The sequence below is a fragment of the Nitrosarchaeum koreense MY1 genome, from assembly GCF_000220175.1.
Classification (GTDB): domain Archaea; phylum Thermoproteota; class Nitrososphaeria; order Nitrososphaerales; family Nitrosopumilaceae; genus Nitrosarchaeum; species Nitrosarchaeum koreense.
The window spans coordinates 1064663-1082295 of the sequence record NZ_AFPU01000001.1 but is presented as its reverse complement, the minus strand read 5'-3'; the positions used below and the strand labels follow the sequence as shown (position 1 = coordinate 1082295).

The window sequence follows — 17633 nt, the reverse complement described above, 5'->3', positions numbered from 1 at the left end:
ATTACCATCACTACTGCTGATGATACTCCCATCCCAAAAATGATTTTACTTCCATCTACCTTCATGCATTTTGGTATTATAAAATCAAATTAAACTTTAGCTGTGATTTCCAAACTATGTGTCTGATTTTTCAGGAGTATCTTTTGGCTTATTTTCCTATTTTACGGGTCCAAGTAGTGCCTTTTTGATTAGCGGGGCACGTTTTTTTATGATTTGATTAAACTCGTTCATGTCTTCTAATCCTGGTGTAAGTTGCTGATTTTGATATGCCTGCAAAAATCCTGAATATACACATCCAGTAATAATTCCAAATGCTGTATCTGGAACTGATTCTACCTCTGGTACAAAGTTCTCTGCAATTTGTCTGTATGATTCTGCTTCACTGATGTAATAATCAATTAAACTATCGATGAATGTTTTATTTTCTTTGGAAATTGTCATGTTTTTTATCTTCACCTTGTTTATTTAACTGTCATTGGTAAACTGTTTATTTAATTATGTATTATTGACTAGTTGTTGTGGAAATTAGATTTAGATGATGAATATTTTCGAATTTTAGATTCAAAGAAACTTGTAGCAGGATATTTTGATCCTGATTATGGAGTTATTTATCCCAAAGAAAATTCTGTAGAAATTATCTCACAAATGCTAAAAAATCATGATAAAATTTCAGGAGGATTGATGATGATTCCTCTTGTAAAATTTGGATTGTTTGACTCTGATTTGGATATTGATATTGATGAATTGGATACTCAGATTAATCGTGTTGGAGAGCATTTAAAAAAATGGAAAGATTTCATTACAAAAACAAACAATACCGTTCATTCTATTCGTATATCTCACACAGACCAAGACATGCTTACAATTACATTCCCAATTAAATTCTCAGAACCAACACCTTTGGATAAAAATGAAATTATAAAAGAAATATCGCCAATTTTAGATTTATTACAGAAATTAAATTTATTATAATTCTACTTTAATCCTGCTTTGACTGAATTAAACTCTCCCAATGCAAGCATTTCATATTCAAATGATTCTTGTAATAATGAATCCGATCTAATACTGTGAGACTCATCATTAGTTTTTATCCATTCTATGAATTCTTTATCACTATCTAGTTGTGCTTGTGTTGAAAGCTTGAATAATTCTACTGATGGTGCAAATTGATCTGGCGGATTTAGTTTGTCATATTTTAAAATCTCATTTTGCATATCATTCAAATGTATTTCAGAGTAATTCAGCAATTCTTCTAAACTCAAATCCCCCTCTTTCCACTGTGTAATCTTTGAGTCAAATTGAATTTGAGCTTGTTTTACTTCTTCTTGAATCTGTTGAAGTTCATTTCCAAATTTGAAACCCTTTTGTCTTGTTTGATCATATGAATAATTGTATGCAACTATTGCGCTTACGATGATAATCGCAATTGACGCAATGATTATGTTTTGTTTCTTTGCTTTTTTCAAAACTAATCTGTATAGTTTCCTTCGCCGTCTAATTTTAGCTCAATAGTCATAACTGTACCGCTGATAAAAGATTCATTTCTAATTGTTCTTACTCTAGCAACATCTAGATGATATGGCCAAATCTCAACTACAATAGCTCCAACTTTGACATTGTCTGGAGCATCTGTTAATTGAATATCTTCTTTTTTCACTCCATGCATCACTAATGTATGAATAGCGTGTTCCACTAGTGGTTCTGGATTATTGTGATTAATTGCCCATACAATTCCTTCATAGTCAATTTTCTCCATTTTGAAATTTACCTGAATTATCTCCTATAACAATTATTCTGTTATCTGGTAGGTGGTGGTCTTTCGAAAGGGATATGAGATGATTACACATGATTATTGTATATTGGTCTTTGAAGCAATTCTCTATCTTGCAGTGTTGATAATTGCCGCCAAATTATTTGGCGAACTTATGCATCGAATTAATCAGCCAACGATAATAGGAAATGTCCTTGCCGGGATTATTGTTGGACCTGCGCTTTTAGCTATAGTTGAGCCAATTGACGCAATAGAACTTTTTACCTCAATTGGAGTGTTTTTCTTATTTTTCTTAATTGGTCTTCAAGAAATTGATTTAGCTGGAATATTTCGCGTTATGAAAGGTAGAATTTTTGTAGGTTCTGCGGTGGCATTTTTAATTCCTTTTTTTGTAGCAGCACTTTTTGGTTTATCCATAGACATGAATTTTACACAAGCATTTGCAATTGGAAGTGTAATTGCTGCATCTAGTCTTGGTGTGACTGCAAAAATACTAAGCGATCTTGGTAAGCTAAAGTCTACTATAGGTCTTGAGATTTTTACAGTTACAGCTATTGTGGAATTTATTGCAATTATTGTTACAAGTGTACTGATCCAGATAAATTCAAGTGAAACCCCAGAAGTTTCAGAATTTTTCTGGTTGTTTGCAAAGATGATTATCTTTTTTGCAGTTGCAGGTTTGCTTTCAATTTTCGTTTTACCACGATTTTTCCGTATGTTGAAAAAACATCTTAAAGATCAGCAAATTTATTTTGGTATTATCATAGGCGTAATTTTGCTTGTCGCATATTTTGCTGAGGTTAGTGGAATCCATGGTGCAATAGGCGCACTCCTTTTAGGAATTGCTGTTTCTCGAATGGCTAAGGATGAGTATTCTGAAATTTCAACAAATATCGGTGTGATTGGACATGGAATTTTTATTCCAATATTTTTTGCAGGCATTGGTCTTCACTTTAGTCTGGGCTTTCTCAATCTAAATTGGTGGATTATTGTTGTGTTTATTGGAATAATCATTGGTGTGAAATTTATAAGCTCATACATTGCTGTTCGAATTGCACAGATGCGTCCTGCTACCACTGTCGCATATGGTGTAATGGCAAAAGGTGCAGTAGATTTAGCCTTGATGTTATCTTTGTTACAGGCCAACATCTTGGAAGATGATCTTTTTTCACTACTTGTATTTGGTACTCTTTTAACTATGATAATATCCAGTGTTGAGCTTCAACGAAAGTTAAAGAAAATAATTCATGTTAAAGTAGGAACTATAGAGCTTGGATTGATGCCAATTTATTTTAGAAGGGTAGTGTCTGATGTACCTGCAATTGCTGTAATCATTACTGATTTTCCAAAAACAACTCCTTTACTTACAATAAAGTCATTTCTAGAACAAAATGAAATTAGCAAAAAACCTTTTTTGGTAATTGATGCTAATAACAAACTTGTAGGACTTGTATCAAAACGAGAAATTAACAGATTTAATAAAAAAACTTTTGATGCAATCACCATCAATGACGTAATGTACAAAAAATTTCATACCGTCTCACCTGATGAATATCTGTATTCTGTAATTCAAAAAATGAATTCTCATCATTTTGATGTTATTCCCGTAGTTGATCCTACAAACGAAAATGTGCTTGGAATTGTAACAACTCAAGGTATCATGAATCTGTTAACTGAAAATCCTAAATCGTAATTCTCGATATTTTCTAATTTTATTATGATCCCTTTAAGCATCCGTATACATTGAAACTTCCCATGCAGTTGGAGTTTGTGCAAATGCATGATATTCTTTGTATTTTAATTCTGTGTATGCATCAAGAAAATCCTTTGTAAACACATCTTCAAGAAATTTCATATCACTTTGAAATGCATCTAGTGCTCCCTTAAGCGATGTAGGAAGAGAGCCAATATTGAGTTCTCTCTTCTTTTCAGCGCTAAGCTTGTAGACGTTTTCCTCCACATGATCTCCTGGATCTTTTTTATTTTTAATTCCGTCTAATCCTGCAAGTAGTAACGCTGCTTCAAGTAAGTAGATGTTTGCAGTAGGATCTGGTACTCGATATTCAATTCGTTTACTTTTTTCTCTATTTTTTAGATACATCGGTACGCGAATTGCAGCAGACCTATTTCCTAATCCCCAACAAACATTGACAGGTGCTTCAAAATTAGGTACTAGTCTTTTGTATGAATTTGTTGTTGGATTTGTTATTGCACATAATGCAGATGCATGATCTAAAAGTCCACCTATGTAGTAACGTCCTTCTTGCGATAACTGTGCAACACTATCATTTGGATCATACATTCTATTTGTATCATTATTCCATATGCTTTGATGAGTATGCATTGCAGATGCATTGTCTCCAAAGATTGGTTTTGACATAAACGTGGCAACCTTGTTTCTTTTTTTGGCTTTTACTTTAACAACATTTTTTATTGTAACTACTGCATCTGCAATTTCAGTCATCTCACCGTATTTGAAATTAATCTCACTCTGTCCTGATGTTGCAACCTCATGGTGTTCAGCTTCAACTTGAATTCCAAAGTAACGATACAAATCATCACAAATGTCTTTTCTGAGGCCACCTAGCGTATCTTTAGGCTGTGATGGATAGTACCCTTCTTTAAGATCAATTGCAGTGCTTGCATTTCCTTTTGCCCATGGTGACTCTTTTGATTCAATAGAATACCCAGAACCACCGTATGAGTGAGTTGCACCATATGGTGAAGGATAGATGTTGATTGCATCAAATACAAAAAATTCAATCTCTGGACCCCACATCGAATGTGTTAATCCAAATTCTTTTAGCTTTCCTTTAGCTTTTGCAGTAATTCCACGAGAATCTCTGTTGAAGCGTGTCTCCTCTGCTCTATTTCCTTCATAAAGATCACAAAATATTCTTGCATTTTTTCTGCTTGGATCATAATCTGGTGGTAAAATTCGAAATGTGGAAGGATCTGGCTTTAAGATCATGTCTGATTTATTTACTGACTTGAAACCAAGAATAGAACTTGCATCAAGTTTTTCTAATCCGTCATTAAAATCGTCTTCTGAAAGAGAATAACTTGGCATTCCCATACAATGTAGTTCCCCAAAAATATCTACAAACCAAAAATCAACAAACGAAATATTTTCTTCTTTTATTTTTTCTATAACTTGTTTTGAATTCATCATTACTTGCTTTCTTGCCTTACTGATGCGATGTTGTTTAAATCTAGTAAATTCATATCTAGGATTCTGGATAGTCCTGATTTTTAATTACTTTCATTTTTTCATTTAATTCATCTTCAAAGAAGAACTTGTCACCAGTTGCTGGTTTTAGGTCATCAAGCCAAATTGCTTTTTCATCATATTTTGCTAGAAACGGAATTTGTACCCAATCTGGATTTCTTCCTTGCAAAAATCTTAACACCATAAGCTTTTCTCCTCCATATTCTGCAATTCCAAGAATCTGAACTTTTCCTGGTGTTGCAGACATACTTGGACCTCTTACAGTTCTTGCAAGTCCAGTTACTTTTTTGTAAGCATCACGGAATATCCTTTGAGCTTCTATCAACGGTATTCCAAAATAATGCTGTGCACCAGTATCTCTTACAACAAACATGTAGTATGGAATGCATCCCAGTTGAACTTGAGTCTTCCACATTTCGGCCCACATCTCTGAATCATCATTGATATGACGAAGTATTGGCGATTGAGTTCTAATTTGAGCTCCAGTGGCTCGTACTTTTTTGATTGCCTCTTTTACTGCATCTGTTTTTAATTCTACTGTATGATTGAAATGTCCCATCAATGCTAGATGAATCCCTTTATCTACAACTCGTTTGAAGATATCTAACATCTCTTCTGCATCATCGTCTGTTAGAAATTTGTATGGCCAATATGACAATGCTTTTGTTCCAATTCGTATAGTTCTAAGATTTGGTAGATTTGCTTCAAGAAGCGGATTGATGTATGTTGAAAATATTCTTGCCTTCATGATCATTGGATCTCCTCCTGTAAACAAAACATCTGATATTTCCGGATGCTCTTGCAGATACTGCACTAGTTGTTCGCCTTCTTTCATTGCAAATTTGAGTTCATCCATTCCAACAAACTGTGGCCATCTAAAACAAAAACTACAATATGCATGACATGTCTGACTCTGACTTGGGAAGAACAGGCAAGTTTCTTTGTATTTGTGTTGCATTCCATAAAGTTTGGTTCCATCTTTTAGTGTTGGTACGTTTAACTCCATTTGACCTGCTGGGTGTGGATTTAACTGTAATCTGATCTCATTTGCAGTGTTTTGAATCTCTTTTTTATCTCCTTTTTTTAGAGCTGCTTCCATTTTTGCATAATGTTCAGGAATCAGCATTCCTCTCTGTGGGAATGTTAAAACAAACATTGGATCATCTGGAATGTTATTCCAGTCAATTAGTTGTTCTACGACGTAGTTGTTTGTCTTAAATGGAAGCACATTGCCCACAACTTCCATTTCAAACTGTTTTTCCTCGCCTAATTTTTGAATTTGTGGTAATTGTCGAAAATTTGCTAAAGTGTAACTCATAATGCGTGGCGATTCATTCGTAGCCCATTCTGATTTTTGATTTTGCATGTAAATTGATAGCTTTTATCATTGTTAAATGTTAGTGACGGATTTATTCTAGTTTTTTTAAAAAAATCCAATTGAATGATTTATAAAAAATGATAACATCTAAAATATCTCTATGAAATATTTGTATTTAGAAGGAAATAGTGAAAAATAATGGCTGGAGAGGAAGTAACACTTGCAGAAGGACAAGCAGTAGGACAAATTGGAACTCTAGTTGAATTATTATCATCTTCAATTTCACTCCAAATAGCGTTTGTAATTTTAGTAGTAGGATTGATTGTGATTGGTACAATTTATAATAAATTTAGACAATGGACCAGAACCAAAAAATTCAGCTATTCTAATCCTATATTGGCTGATATAGTTCGAAGAGCCATCTTACCTATTCTTGCATTGGCTTTGATCTCTTCGATTAATATTTACATTCAGACTTTTGAATTATTTGACGATCCTGCAGAAATTATTGAAGAACAATTAAGTGCCGAACTTACTGTTGGAGAAACATTTGCTAAACTTCTCAACTCAATGAATATTCTTGTTATTGCATTTACCGCAGGCCACATCATAACAATTCTTCTTGAAAAAGGAGAAAGGATCAAGCAGGAAAAAGAGGATTTTAAAGCTTGGCGAGATTTGAATGGTTTTAAAGATGATGAGAATGATTTGTTTCATAGATGTTACAAATGGGTTCCCCCTAAAAATCCCCCTGAAGAAATAAGTAATAATGAATTCAACGAATTTTTACAAACTCCGCAAGGTAGAAATTTCCTAGAAAAATTTACCACTTCAACTGGTGCACGAATTGGCAGTTATCAAAAACTTGCAAAAGATCCTTTTTCAGAATGGAAAAAGTCAGAACAAAAAAAATATGAACAATATTACAATGATTGTATAACTGGAGAAAATGACCTAGGTAGACCATTACTTCCTGGTAAAACTCCAGACGAAATTTATGAAATTGATGTATGGGCTGAAGAAAAGAGAAGTAATTCATATGAGCCAATTATTGCTGGCTCAAAACCTCCAGGTTACGCAGAAAAGAAAAGAGAAGGACTTCCAAAACCCTTTAGAAATTTTATTCCCCTTGGAGTTGTTTTAGGTACAGCTCTGGGTATAATTGCTTGGTGGGGAGTTGACCTCTTCGTATTAGCTACTGCCAGTGGTGGTATTGCCCTTGGAGTTGGTTTTGCATTAAAAGAAACTTTTGAAAATTACTTTGCATATATGATGATAAGAAAAGATAAGATCTTTGCTGAAGGAGAAAGGATTGCATTGGCAAGTGGATACAAAGGTATAGTCTATAAAATTACTTCACGTGTAACCTATATTCGACATCCACTAAATGAATCCGTAGCAATTGTTCCTACTAGACAACTTGTTACAAGTGAGATAATAAATTATACAAAAGAATTTGCCATTGTTCCTGCAACCGTTGAAGTTGGAGTCTCTTACCTAAATGACCCAAAACAAGTAGCAGCTGCATTAATGAAAGTAGGAACTCGTGCATTAAATGAAGTAAAGGACTCTAAAGGTAAACATCTTGCAGTTCAATCAAGATGTCCAAATATTGATGAAAACAAACCTAGTTGTGGATGTGATAAGACATTTATTTTAGATTTAGAACAACCAACTGTTAGATTCCAAAAATTCAATGACTCCTCACTTGATTTTGCAATTTGGGTGTATGTGAGAGATTATGGTTCACAATTTAAAATGGAAACTGACATGAGGATGATGATCTATGAGGAATTCAAAAAATATGACATTAGAATTCCATGGCCAATTAGAACTATCTATCAGGGCGATGAAAAAAAAGAGGCTGAAGAAATTGATAAACTCAACACTGAACGTAAAAAGCTTATTGAAAAATATGGTGTTGGAGATTTACTAAAAGGTGATGGTGGAGATTCACCCTAAATCAAATTCATTTTAAATTCCAAATTTTGATAATTTTACCACATTCAATATTTTCACTCTTTTTTACATTTTTTAGAACATAAAGGTACAAAAAGCCAGGAATCAACTATTTTCATGCGTAAAAATCTCCTTTTTGTTTTCATGGTTACATCTATTGGAATTTTACTTGTATCTTCTTTCTCTTTAGGTGATTCATTTACTTTACTTCAAAATGAAAATGAACCGTCTTCCGCCCAAATACTCGAAGAAGATGCAACTTCTTTTTACGATAACATTCGAACTGCTTTTCAAAAGGTAGAAAATTCTGATTTTCTACCTATCGATTATATTAATAGTCTAATTACTGAAATTGCAAAGGACTCCTCAATTTATGATATTGTTGGATTTTCTATTGGAATGGTTGTTTATGGTGTATTTGTTTATAATTTTTACAGATTCCTATCCAAACGAGATTTATTTAATATCAACATAGAAAAAATTTCGAAAGGCCGTTTTTCATCTTCTGGAAAAAAATCATCTAGTGCACCTAGGGCTGCAGCATTTATCGCTACTAATTTCTTTGTATTTCCATTTGTAATATTTTTGTGGTTTTTGGGATATTCTTCGTTTATGTTTATTCTTGTACAACATATGCCAACTGCAACAATCTTTCTTGTATCAAGCTCATTAATTATTGCAATTAGAATATCTGCATATTATAGGGAAGATCTTTCACGAGATCTTGCAAAGTTACTTCCATTTGCATTACTTGCTATATTTTTATTTGATCCACAATTTTATTCACTCGTTGATGTTCTCCAAAGATTATCTGAGATACCATCATTTCTAACACAAATTGCATCATTTATGATTGTGGCAATGATTGTTGAAATTTTCCTTAGCATAATTTATCTAATTAAAATCAGATTTTTTCACAAAGAGAAAAAATCCAAAGTCGATGATTCCGAACATCCTATTTAATTCCGATTCATTAAATAGTTGTCAAGTGTTTTATTGACACATGTCTGATCAAACTCGTAAAAGTAAAGTAATCATTCGTAATATGACTAAAGAGGATATACCCAAAATTGTAGAATTACAAAAAGCCGCATTTCCATATATGGCAGCTGAAGGTGTTTACTGGAAACCTGAACAATTAGAAGCACATCTCAAAGTATTTCCAGAAGGTCAATTTGTGGCTGATTATAATGGTAAGATTGTCGGTTCATGTAGTAGCTTAATTGTGAAATTTAACCCTGAATACAAAGAACACACTTGGAAAGAAGCTTGTGGTGATAGCATCTTTTCAGCACATAACCCAAAAGGAGATTCATTATATGGTGCAGATATTTCCACACATCCAGATAACAGACGATTAGGCGTAGCAACTAAAATTTATGATGCACGAAAAGCACTTGCAATAAAACTCAATTTACGTAGAATTATTGCAGGTGCAAGACTATTCAATTATTGTGAATTTGCAAAAGAATTATCTCCTCTTGAATATGTTCAAAAAGTCTTAAAACATGAAATTAGGGAACCTGTTTTAGAATTTCAAGTCAAAAATGGTTTCAAATTTATAAAAATTCTTAATGATTACATGAAGGATCCCCGATCACTTAACCACGCCACTTTTATTGAATGGATTAATCCAAATTACAAAGCAAAATGATCATCGATTGTCATGTTCACGTTAATCAATATGAGCTAATTCATCATATTCCTGTTTTAGATGATAGAATAGATGAACTTCAAAAAGAAATGACAAGTAACAATGTAGATTATGCTATTATTTTATCATCCTACAAAACAAATTCAGAGAGACCTTCAGCAAAACAGATCATTGATGCAATTAAAAAATATGATAATCTTGGCGTCGTTGCAGGATTCTCAATTGACAATCATACTGATGAAGATTTAAAAAATTACAGAACTTGGATTAAAGATGGATTGGTAAAAGGCCTCAAAATTTATTCTGGTTATGAGCATTATTATCCATATGATGAAAGATATCAAAAAATTTATGATACTTGTGTGGAATTTGGCGTCCCTGCAATGTTTCATACTGGGGATACATATAGTCCAAAAGGAAAACTTCGTTATTCTCGTCCGTTAAACCTTGATGATGTTGCAGTAGACAATCCTGAGCTAAAAATTGTAATGTGTCATCTAGGAAACCCCTGGATTCAAGATGCTCAAGAAGTCATATACAAAAATAAAAATGTCTATGCTGATATCTCTGGTCTCGTTATTGGTATCTTTGATCACTTTTTTGAAAAAATGATCAAAGAAAAAGTTGCCGAGCTAATTAATTATGCCGGAGAACCAAAATACCTACTTTATGGAACTGACTGGCCTATCAGCTCAATGGATTCATACCTTAACTTTGTTGCAAAGCTGAAAATCAAACAGGAATTTAGAGACAATTTCATGTACAAAAATGCCAAAGAATTGTTTAAAATCTCATAAACCTAATTTCACAAAATTGAGCCTAAGCAAATTTCATACAACAATCTGCTTTTTTCCAACCCTTGTTGTATTTCTTTGATGTTTCTTTTGCAATGTTCTCTGCCTCTGCAATACTACTGGCTTTATGCCATTTTGATGTGGCTGTATCGTTTGGATTATTTTGATAGACACTGCAAGTCTCAAGATGGATTTTGACTTCGGATGCATTTAGTACATCTTCCATTATTCTATACGTCAATAATTTTCAATAACTTGCTAGTTGATAAAAATTTAGTTAAGATTACCATTCTTAATTTATGACATTTAGTGTCATTGTGCTTACCACTCTTGATAATTTTCTAATGTCTGCAACCGCTTTTTCAAAATCTTTTTGCTCTTCTGTGTTTACTTCTGCAATTACATCGTATGCTCCATAAGTCAGATGTGCGTTTTTGACTTTGGGCATTTGTTTTAATTCCTCAACAATGTATTCTTCTGCACCAAGATCACAATTTAACAAAATAAATCCAATATGCATTTTTCTTAGAATAATAGTTCTATTACTTGTCTTTAAGTTTTACAGCTACTACCATCTACTGCGTCCGCCATAGCTATTTCCACTATTACGGTCACCATATCTTTTTCTTCCACCACTTCTGTCATCTCTTGCATCTCCTCTATTGGAACCTCTATACCCGCCAGAACCTCCAGACCTTCCATATCCGCCACCACTTCTACCTCTTGAATACTCAGATCTTGATTGTGATCCTCCAAATCTTCTGGATGGTGACTGTCTCTTTAATGGGTCAGGAATTGAAATTTCTATTCCCATCTCTTTATTCAAATCTGTTAGCGGTACTTTGATTTGGCGTTTAATTAAATTCCAATCTCCTACAGATGAGTATGATACTAGTGTGATTGCTCTTCCTTTTGCTCCTGCTCTTGCGGTTCTTCCAATTCTGTGGAAATATGCCATCTCTTGATTTGGAACATCATAATTTACTACTAGTTCTACTCTTGGAACATCGATTCCTCTTGATGCTACATCGGTTGCAACAAGAATGTCTACCTTACCGCTTCTGAATTTGGACATTGATTGCTCTCTTCTGCTTTGTGACATATCTCCTTCGATTGCAACTGCATCAAATTTTTCTTGATGAAGATATTTTGCTACATCTCTGGTTCTATATTTTGTAGAACAGAAAACTATGATCTGACCTTTAAGTGGTTTGATAAAATCAATAAGATATTTCATTTTATCTCTATCTTTAATTACCAGGTATGCTTGGTCTATGCCTTCTCCGCTAAGATCATCTGCATCAAGCAAAAATTGTTTAGGATTCTTTAGATAGTCTTCAGATAATCTTAAAATTTCTGTTGGCATTGTTGCTGAAAACAATGACATTACTCTCTCTTCTGGAGCAAGATCTAAAATAAACTGAATATCGTCAACAAATCCCATATCTAACATTGTGTCTGCTTCATCTAACACGATGTGAGTGATATCTCCTAGTTCAATTGAACCACGTTTAAGATGATCAATTAATCTTCCAGGAGTTGCAACTACTATCTCGACCCCTCTATCTAATGCATCTAATTGTAATCCCATTCCTTGGCCTCCGTAAACTGTTGCCACTCTAATTCCAGTATATTTTCCAAATTTCTTTATCTCTGATGAAATTTGCATTGCAAGCTCTCTTGTTGGAGCCATCACCAAGCCCTGGATGCCTTTTTTTGGTTGTATCTCTTGAAGCATTGCTAAAGCAAATGCTGCTGTTTTACCAGAACCAGTATGAGCTTGTCCTACGACATCTCTTCCTGTAAGTAATACTGGAATAACGGCTTCTTGAATAGGAAATGCTTCATCAAATCCCATTTCACGAATCCCTTTCAGTAATTCTTCTCTTAATCCTAAATCTTGAAATTTTGTCATTTTGTTTTCTTCTCTAAAGCAATGACGAAAAAGCTCATTGCCCACTCGTCATTATTCCGATATACTAAAGTCCTTTTTAGGTCTAATAAACGCTTGTTCTGATTTAAGAGTTGAGCTGAGACTCTATTATGCCTTGAAATATCTCAAAGGATTGGGCTCCATTTACTTTTACAAATCCTATCTTTTCATTTCCAATGAAAAATCCAGGTGTTCCCGTAATCTCATAATTTCTTCCATCTGTTAGATCATTGTTGATCTCATTGACATATTTGCCAGAATCTAGACAAGCGTTGAATTGTTCTTGATTTAACTCTAATTCTATTGCATATTCTTTAAAGACTGTAATTGCAGATGTAAAATCCATTTTATTCCAAATTCCTTGGTTTTCAAATAACCTATCATGATACTGCCAAAATTTGTTTTGTTCATCTGCGCACTCTGATGCAGCAGCTGCTGGCATTGCATTAGGGTGACTGGATTGAATTGGGAAATCTCTAAACACAAATTTCACTTTTCCTGTTTCTACGTATTGTTCTAAAATTAATGGAAGAGTCTGAGTTTGAAATCTAGCACAAAATGGACACTGAAAATCCGAAAATTCTATTATGGTAATCGGCGCATCTTGATTTCCAATGATTGGGTCGTCATCTGCAGTTATCTTGATTGGTTGTATGTTTGGCTGTGTTGGCATCTGATTTTTTGAAATCTTTGCTTCGATACTTGCAATCGCATTGTTTAATTCCGATTTTGTTACCTGCTCTGATTTTAAACTAATAAAAGAACCTGCAAAAAATGCAGCTATCAAACCAACTCCAATTATTGAGACCACTAAAATATTAAAAACCGATTTACTCACTATTTTTTTCCCACTGTGATTTGATTCATCTGAATCCATTTAGGCTTGCTTCAATTGTTACGTACTTATTCGTATTGCCTATTTTTCTTTCTAACAGTTCTTATATTCCCTCATAAGTATCTCTAGCAATGTCAGTAGATGACCGAAAAATGTACCCATGTACATGTTCTGATTGCGGAAAAGAATCCCAAGTACCTTTTCAACCAATAGAAGGTAGAGATGTATTCTGCAAAGAATGTTTACCAAAACATAGAAAACCAAGATCTGAAAATAGAGGAAGATATTAGGCTGAAATACGCTTAACGTCGTTTTTTCTTTTACTCTTTTGAAGTTATTTTTATAAAAATTAAAAAGCCAATAATGGGATCCGAACCCACGACCCTCAGATTACAAATCTGATGCTCTAACCAGGCTGAGCTATATTGGCACAAAATCCAATAAAAATTTCGGATCTTTAAAGTGTTACCGAATATCTTCAAAGATCTACGTATCGTGAGTTATGAAAAAACTTCTGAAATTATTTGATGGATCTATTACATCAGATTATAATAGTGTCAAATAATCCATAAATTATCCATGAAATACGTCAATCCTTTACGACTCAAAGTCTTAATGATGATGTTTTTTGTAACTGGTATTGTTGGTATTGTTGTGGGTCTGAAAGTTGCACCACCAAATACTTCATTATTGATTACATTTATGGGTGTCATCAATATCTCGTTGGGTGGATTTTTCGGTTGGGTTTTTCTTAATCAGACACCTCAATCAGAGAATAAACGAAAGAAAAAGCGCGATAATGACTAAAATGTTTGTTGCAAAGTGCATTGCAAACGAGTGATTAATTCCCTTTTTATCATAAATATATTTGAACAAAAATCCTATTGGCAAAAGTAACAGTGCCATGTGTACTTTAATTCCCATGGCAATATGGATCAATGCCCAAACTACTACCATCTTCTTTGATTTTCTGAAATACAATTCTTCAACATAGTTGATGTGAATAAACATGTACACTAACAATGGGATAAACGGTACTATTCCCCAAAACCCTTGATCTGCAAATGGACCAAACGCAATGTTGTACCCTAACCAACTCCAATTTAGAATTGGTATGGTCTCAACAAAATCATGAGCAAAAACGATGTATGCAAATAAAATCCCAAATGGAATTGGCGCATATTTTATTGAACCGATTCCGATTTTAAGATCAGTAATTCTTTTCCTAGTCTCTTTGATGAGAAGTAATGATGCCCCTACAGTTAAAATGTAATATCCAATCACAAAAGTATCTGATTGAAAAAAATCCTCCAACATAATTCATACTGCTCTTATATTGTGTAAAAAATCTAACTCATCAATAACTGGTATGCCTTTAAATGGTAATCTTGTTTATGGGTGTGTTTTATTCTGTTATTTCAATTCACTTTAGGTACAATAATGCCTTAAAATCATCTCATTTTTTTACAAATATGGTAAATTTCTATAGAGCAATTTTGTAACTAAGAAAACATCTTGAAACATATGATGGTGCTACAACCAATTGATATTTTTTAAAACCTGTTTTTAGATTTTTCAATCAAAGTATAAATAATAAAACTGTTTCATCAAAAAAGAATTGCTAGATTTAGTTGCAAAGAAATTATTTCTTACAAAAGGTAAAGGTGTTCATGAAGACCGATTGACAAGTTTCGAATATGCTCTAAGAGATGCTGGAATTGCTGGCACTAATCTGGTTTTGATTTCTAGTATATTCCCGCCAAATGCAAAACTAATATCAAGAAATGAAGGTCTTAAGCAAATTAAACCTGGACAAATCTTGTTTACAATTTATTCTAAAAATCAAACAAATGAGCCACAAAGACTATGTTCTGCTTCAGTTGGTATTGCCAGACCTAAAGATACTAATCGTTACGGATATCTTTCTGAATACGAATCATTTGGACAAAATGAACAACAGTCAGGTGATTATGCTGAAGATATTGCAGCACAAATGCTTGCGTCTTCACTTGGAATTCCATTTGATATTGATAAAAGTTGGGATGAAAAAAGACAACAATGGACTATCTCTGGTCAAATTTACAAAACACAAAATGTTACTCAATCAACAAAAGGCGATAAAGATGGAAAATGGACTACTGTCTTTGCAGCTGCTGTTTTACTAGTGTAATTACTTTCTATATCCTTTAAGATAATATATTGCAGCACCAATTGCAATAACTGAAATTATTATTACAATTACAATTGATTCGTCAAATGATGTTTCAATTTTAGGCGTAGATAACTGGCTACCTCCTAATGAAAATATTAATTCATTTTTATCAATTGATTTTCTTTCCCCAAAAATAAATTTCCCCTGAATTCTCTTTCCTTGTTCAGGATCAAAAATCCATCCTTCTTTTGTAATTTCAGTAGGGATTTTTTCACCGTCAACTAACTGTGATGGTATGATATTTCCTCTCACATCTGATACGTTAGTTGATTCTGGTGATAGCACTACTACTTGTAATATTGAATTTAATGGATAAAATCCTGATGAAAAGTACTCTGATCTTTTCAATTCATTTGTTTTCAACAATTCTAATGGACTAATTTCATTTATTGATGAAGCAGTATTTGGATAATCTACTGATAATTTTAATTGTAATAATGATTTATTTTCTATTGGTATTATAGAAAATGTTATTTTTGCATTTTCTTCTTTTGATAGGTTCTTTGCTATGTCGTAAAATCCTCCTCTGTCTCTAATCTCTCTTGGTAAAAGTAATGCTGAGATCTTTTCATACATTGAAGCAGTGTCTTCCATGGGCATCGTATACACTGCAGATACAGTTCCTTTGCCTGAAATAGTTCCTGATGTTTCTAAAGCCTTGCTTGTTTCATCTTCACTTTGAATGAATACTGAATGAAATTTTGCTTCTGTATCTAATGCCTGATTCACATCATCGATAAATAATGATGCGACTCTTTTTGTAGTATTTTGTATTGCTAAAATGCCTTTATCTTCTGGATCTCTTGCAACATTTATGATGATACATGACTCGTCAAAAACACCTAAAATACAATGATTCTCATTTGTTACAACTATTGCTGTAATCCTTCTATCTTCTCTAATTTTTTGCTCCAATTCTGCTGGGATTTGTATCTCTTGAATGCTTGTACTTTGTAAGGCAATTGAGGCTGTAACGTTTTGAGATATGCTCTTATCGATAATTATCTGTGCGGTCTCTTGAAATGTAGCAAGACTAGTTTCTTGTGAATATGCATAACCTGTCATGCCAATCAACACTCCTATCAATCCAAACAAAAACCAGATCTTTTGCATATGTTTGACTTTTTTATAATGAAATTATTAAATTTACTCTCTTTTTATTCATCAAGCCTTTTATCTTTGATGAAATTTTTTTGCTAATTTTACTAAAACTCTCTATCTGGTACCTAATATTGCAATTCAGATTATTTTTTAGATGTGGTTCTAGCTCCATACTTAGTTGAAATCTTTCAAAATCCTATATTTTCAGTAGTTGCAATAGTAAGCGCATTTGGAATTGGGATTTTTCAAGGAATTATTTTGGGAAAAGCAATTCTCTTGCGATTTCCACGTCTACAAAATCATGTGAAGACTGTCTCTGTCTCTTTATTTTTCTTGTTTCTTGCAAATGCCATCTTGAGTGTTCCTAGGTTTGCATCCACTGAAAAAATTGATATCTCTAGCATTTTTCAGGCAAATAATCCTGGAGAGATAACCTCTCTGATTTTTCTTGTATTTGGATTGAATGTTGGATTCTTGGCAGTTCTTGCCATATCTGTAACTGTTATGACTTTTGTATTGATGAAATTTGCACCTATCCATGGTGCCACCAAAATTTTTGTTTTGTTTTTTAGCTTACTTATTTTACTATTAACCGGTCTTAGTAGATTCACTGATCTCACCCCTAGTACTTTTGAAGTCTTTTTGTATTTTCTTTATCATATTGGGATTACCATTGGGATTTTGGCTGGCTCTATTCGAAAACTAAAATCAAGAAAAATAGACTGGGGATAGTTTCAAACATTTAAATCAGATAATTTTGAACTTCAATTTGACATCGAATTCAAACCGTTCGGGGAACAAGCTGGTAGTCCATGCGTTGGACTGCC

The 17633-nt window shown here is 33.4% G+C and carries 21 protein-coding genes and 1 tRNA gene; 10 read left to right on the top strand and 12 right to left on the bottom strand.

The genetic code is table 11. The annotated features are described in order from the left end of the window. Positions 1-156: 156 nt before the first annotated feature. The gene (locus MY1_RS06270; protein WP_007551011.1) at positions 157-441 is read right to left on the bottom strand and encodes a hypothetical protein; all 285 of its coding nucleotides are present in this window, start codon (positions 439-441) and stop codon (positions 157-159) included. Between the two features lie 75 nt (positions 442-516). Between MY1_RS06270 and MY1_RS06265 the strand changes: the two genes are divergently transcribed. Next, a complete protein-coding gene (locus MY1_RS06265) occupies positions 517-972 on the top strand; it encodes a hypothetical protein (RefSeq protein WP_081470654.1) in 456 nt (151 codons plus the stop codon). Positions 973-974: 2 nt separating this feature from the next. Here the strand turns inward: MY1_RS06265 and MY1_RS06260 are convergent, their stop codons facing one another. Together MY1_RS06260 and MY1_RS06255 are read right to left on the bottom strand one after the other, a co-directional pair. After that, complete coding sequence (locus MY1_RS06260; protein ID WP_007551008.1) at positions 975-1466, bottom strand: hypothetical protein; 492 nt, start codon at positions 1464-1466, stop codon at positions 975-977. 2 nt (positions 1467-1468) lie between these two features. Continuing rightward, positions 1469-1756 carry a hypothetical protein gene (locus MY1_RS06255; protein WP_007551007.1) on the bottom strand — a complete coding sequence of 96 codons (288 nt, stop codon included), beginning with the start codon at positions 1754-1756 and terminating at the stop codon, positions 1469-1471. A gap of 103 nt (positions 1757-1859) precedes the next feature. Here MY1_RS06255 and MY1_RS06250 point away from each other — a divergent pair, with 103 nt between their 5' ends. Next, on the top strand, positions 1860-3464 hold the full coding sequence (locus MY1_RS06250; RefSeq protein WP_048110465.1) for a cation:proton antiporter domain-containing protein: 1605 nt from the start codon (positions 1860-1862) through the stop codon (positions 3462-3464). A 33-nt stretch (positions 3465-3497) separates the two neighbouring features. Here MY1_RS06250 and glnA read toward each other — a convergent pair whose 3' ends face one another. After that, on the bottom strand, positions 3498-4940 hold the full coding sequence (gene glnA, locus MY1_RS06245) for a type I glutamate--ammonia ligase (protein ID WP_048109896.1): 1443 nt from the start codon (positions 4938-4940) through the stop codon (positions 3498-3500). Between the two features lie 58 nt (positions 4941-4998). Further along, positions 4999-6366, bottom strand: coding sequence for a KamA family radical SAM protein (locus tag MY1_RS06240; protein WP_007551004.1), 1368 nt, complete (start codon positions 6364-6366; stop codon positions 4999-5001). A gap of 150 nt (positions 6367-6516) precedes the next feature. Here MY1_RS06240 and MY1_RS06235 point away from each other — a divergent pair, with 150 nt between their 5' ends. The 4 genes from MY1_RS06235 (at position 6517) to MY1_RS06220 (ending at position 10728) form a co-directional block, all read left to right on the top strand. Continuing rightward, positions 6517-8280: a mechanosensitive ion channel family protein gene (locus MY1_RS06235; protein WP_007551003.1), complete on the top strand. Its 1764-nt coding sequence runs from the start codon at positions 6517-6519 to the stop codon at positions 8278-8280. 141 nt (positions 8281-8421) lie between these two features. Further along, positions 8422-9240 (top strand): hypothetical protein, encoded by an 819-nt coding sequence (locus MY1_RS06230; RefSeq protein WP_117439748.1) that lies wholly within the window; start codon positions 8422-8424, stop codon positions 9238-9240. Between the two features lie 40 nt (positions 9241-9280). Beyond that, positions 9281-9931 (top strand): GNAT family N-acetyltransferase, encoded by a 651-nt coding sequence (locus tag MY1_RS06225; RefSeq protein ID WP_007551001.1) that lies wholly within the window; start codon positions 9281-9283, stop codon positions 9929-9931. Continuing rightward, positions 9928-10728: an amidohydrolase family protein gene (locus tag MY1_RS06220; RefSeq protein ID WP_007551000.1), complete on the top strand. Its 801-nt coding sequence runs from the start codon at positions 9928-9930 to the stop codon at positions 10726-10728. The genes MY1_RS06225 and MY1_RS06220 overlap by 4 nt, the downstream gene beginning before the upstream one ends. A gap of 22 nt (positions 10729-10750) precedes the next feature. On the opposite strand, the gene MY1_RS06215 is transcribed toward MY1_RS06220, so the two are convergent. The 4 genes from MY1_RS06215 to MY1_RS06200 form a co-directional block, all read right to left on the bottom strand. After that, positions 10751-10966 carry a hypothetical protein gene (locus MY1_RS06215; RefSeq protein ID WP_131255132.1) on the bottom strand — a complete coding sequence of 72 codons (216 nt, stop codon included), beginning with the start codon at positions 10964-10966 and terminating at the stop codon, positions 10751-10753. Between the two features lie 51 nt (positions 10967-11017). Next, the gene (locus tag MY1_RS06210) at positions 11018-11245 is read right to left on the bottom strand and encodes an Lrp/AsnC ligand binding domain-containing protein (protein WP_048109893.1); all 228 of its coding nucleotides are present in this window, start codon (positions 11243-11245) and stop codon (positions 11018-11020) included. Positions 11246-11293: 48 nt separating this feature from the next. Next, a complete protein-coding gene (locus tag MY1_RS06205) occupies positions 11294-12640 on the bottom strand; it encodes a DEAD/DEAH box helicase (protein WP_007550997.1) in 1347 nt (448 codons plus the stop codon). Between the two features lie 103 nt (positions 12641-12743). After that, complete coding sequence (locus tag MY1_RS06200) at positions 12744-13535, bottom strand: DsbA family protein (protein ID WP_007550996.1); 792 nt, start codon at positions 13533-13535, stop codon at positions 12744-12746. Positions 13536-13624: 89 nt separating this feature from the next. Here MY1_RS06200 and MY1_RS06195 point away from each other — a divergent pair, with 89 nt between their 5' ends. Then, a complete protein-coding gene (locus tag MY1_RS06195) occupies positions 13625-13783 on the top strand; it encodes a CxxC-x17-CxxC domain-containing protein (RefSeq protein ID WP_007550994.1) in 159 nt (52 codons plus the stop codon). Positions 13784-13848: 65 nt separating this feature from the next. Here MY1_RS06195 and MY1_RS06190 read toward each other — a convergent pair. Next, positions 13849-13923: transfer RNA gene (locus tag MY1_RS06190), tRNA-Thr, on the bottom strand. Between the two features lie 149 nt (positions 13924-14072). On the opposite strand from MY1_RS06190, the gene MY1_RS09535 reads away from it, so the two are divergent. Then, on the top strand, positions 14073-14300 hold the full coding sequence (locus tag MY1_RS09535) for a hypothetical protein (protein ID WP_237698808.1): 228 nt from the start codon (positions 14073-14075) through the stop codon (positions 14298-14300). On the opposite strand, the gene MY1_RS06185 is transcribed toward MY1_RS09535, so the two are convergent. After that, positions 14262-14810, bottom strand: coding sequence for a hypothetical protein (locus MY1_RS06185; protein WP_007550993.1), 549 nt, complete (start codon positions 14808-14810; stop codon positions 14262-14264). The genes MY1_RS09535 and MY1_RS06185 overlap by 39 nt on opposite strands. 301 nt (positions 14811-15111) lie before the next feature. Here MY1_RS06185 and MY1_RS06180 point away from each other — a divergent pair, with 301 nt between their 5' ends. Next, the gene (locus tag MY1_RS06180; protein WP_007550991.1) at positions 15112-15663 is read left to right on the top strand and encodes a pyruvoyl-dependent arginine decarboxylase; all 552 of its coding nucleotides are present in this window, start codon (positions 15112-15114) and stop codon (positions 15661-15663) included. Here the strand turns inward: MY1_RS06180 and MY1_RS06175 are convergent, their stop codons facing one another. Further along, complete coding sequence (locus MY1_RS06175) at positions 15664-16818, bottom strand: hypothetical protein (RefSeq protein ID WP_007550990.1); 1155 nt, start codon at positions 16816-16818, stop codon at positions 15664-15666. A 144-nt stretch (positions 16819-16962) separates the two neighbouring features. Here MY1_RS06175 and MY1_RS06170 point away from each other — a divergent pair, with 144 nt between their 5' ends. Beyond that, a complete protein-coding gene (locus MY1_RS06170) occupies positions 16963-17538 on the top strand; it encodes a hypothetical protein (protein WP_048109890.1) in 576 nt (191 codons plus the stop codon). The last annotated feature ends 95 nt before the right edge of the window (positions 17539-17633 follow it).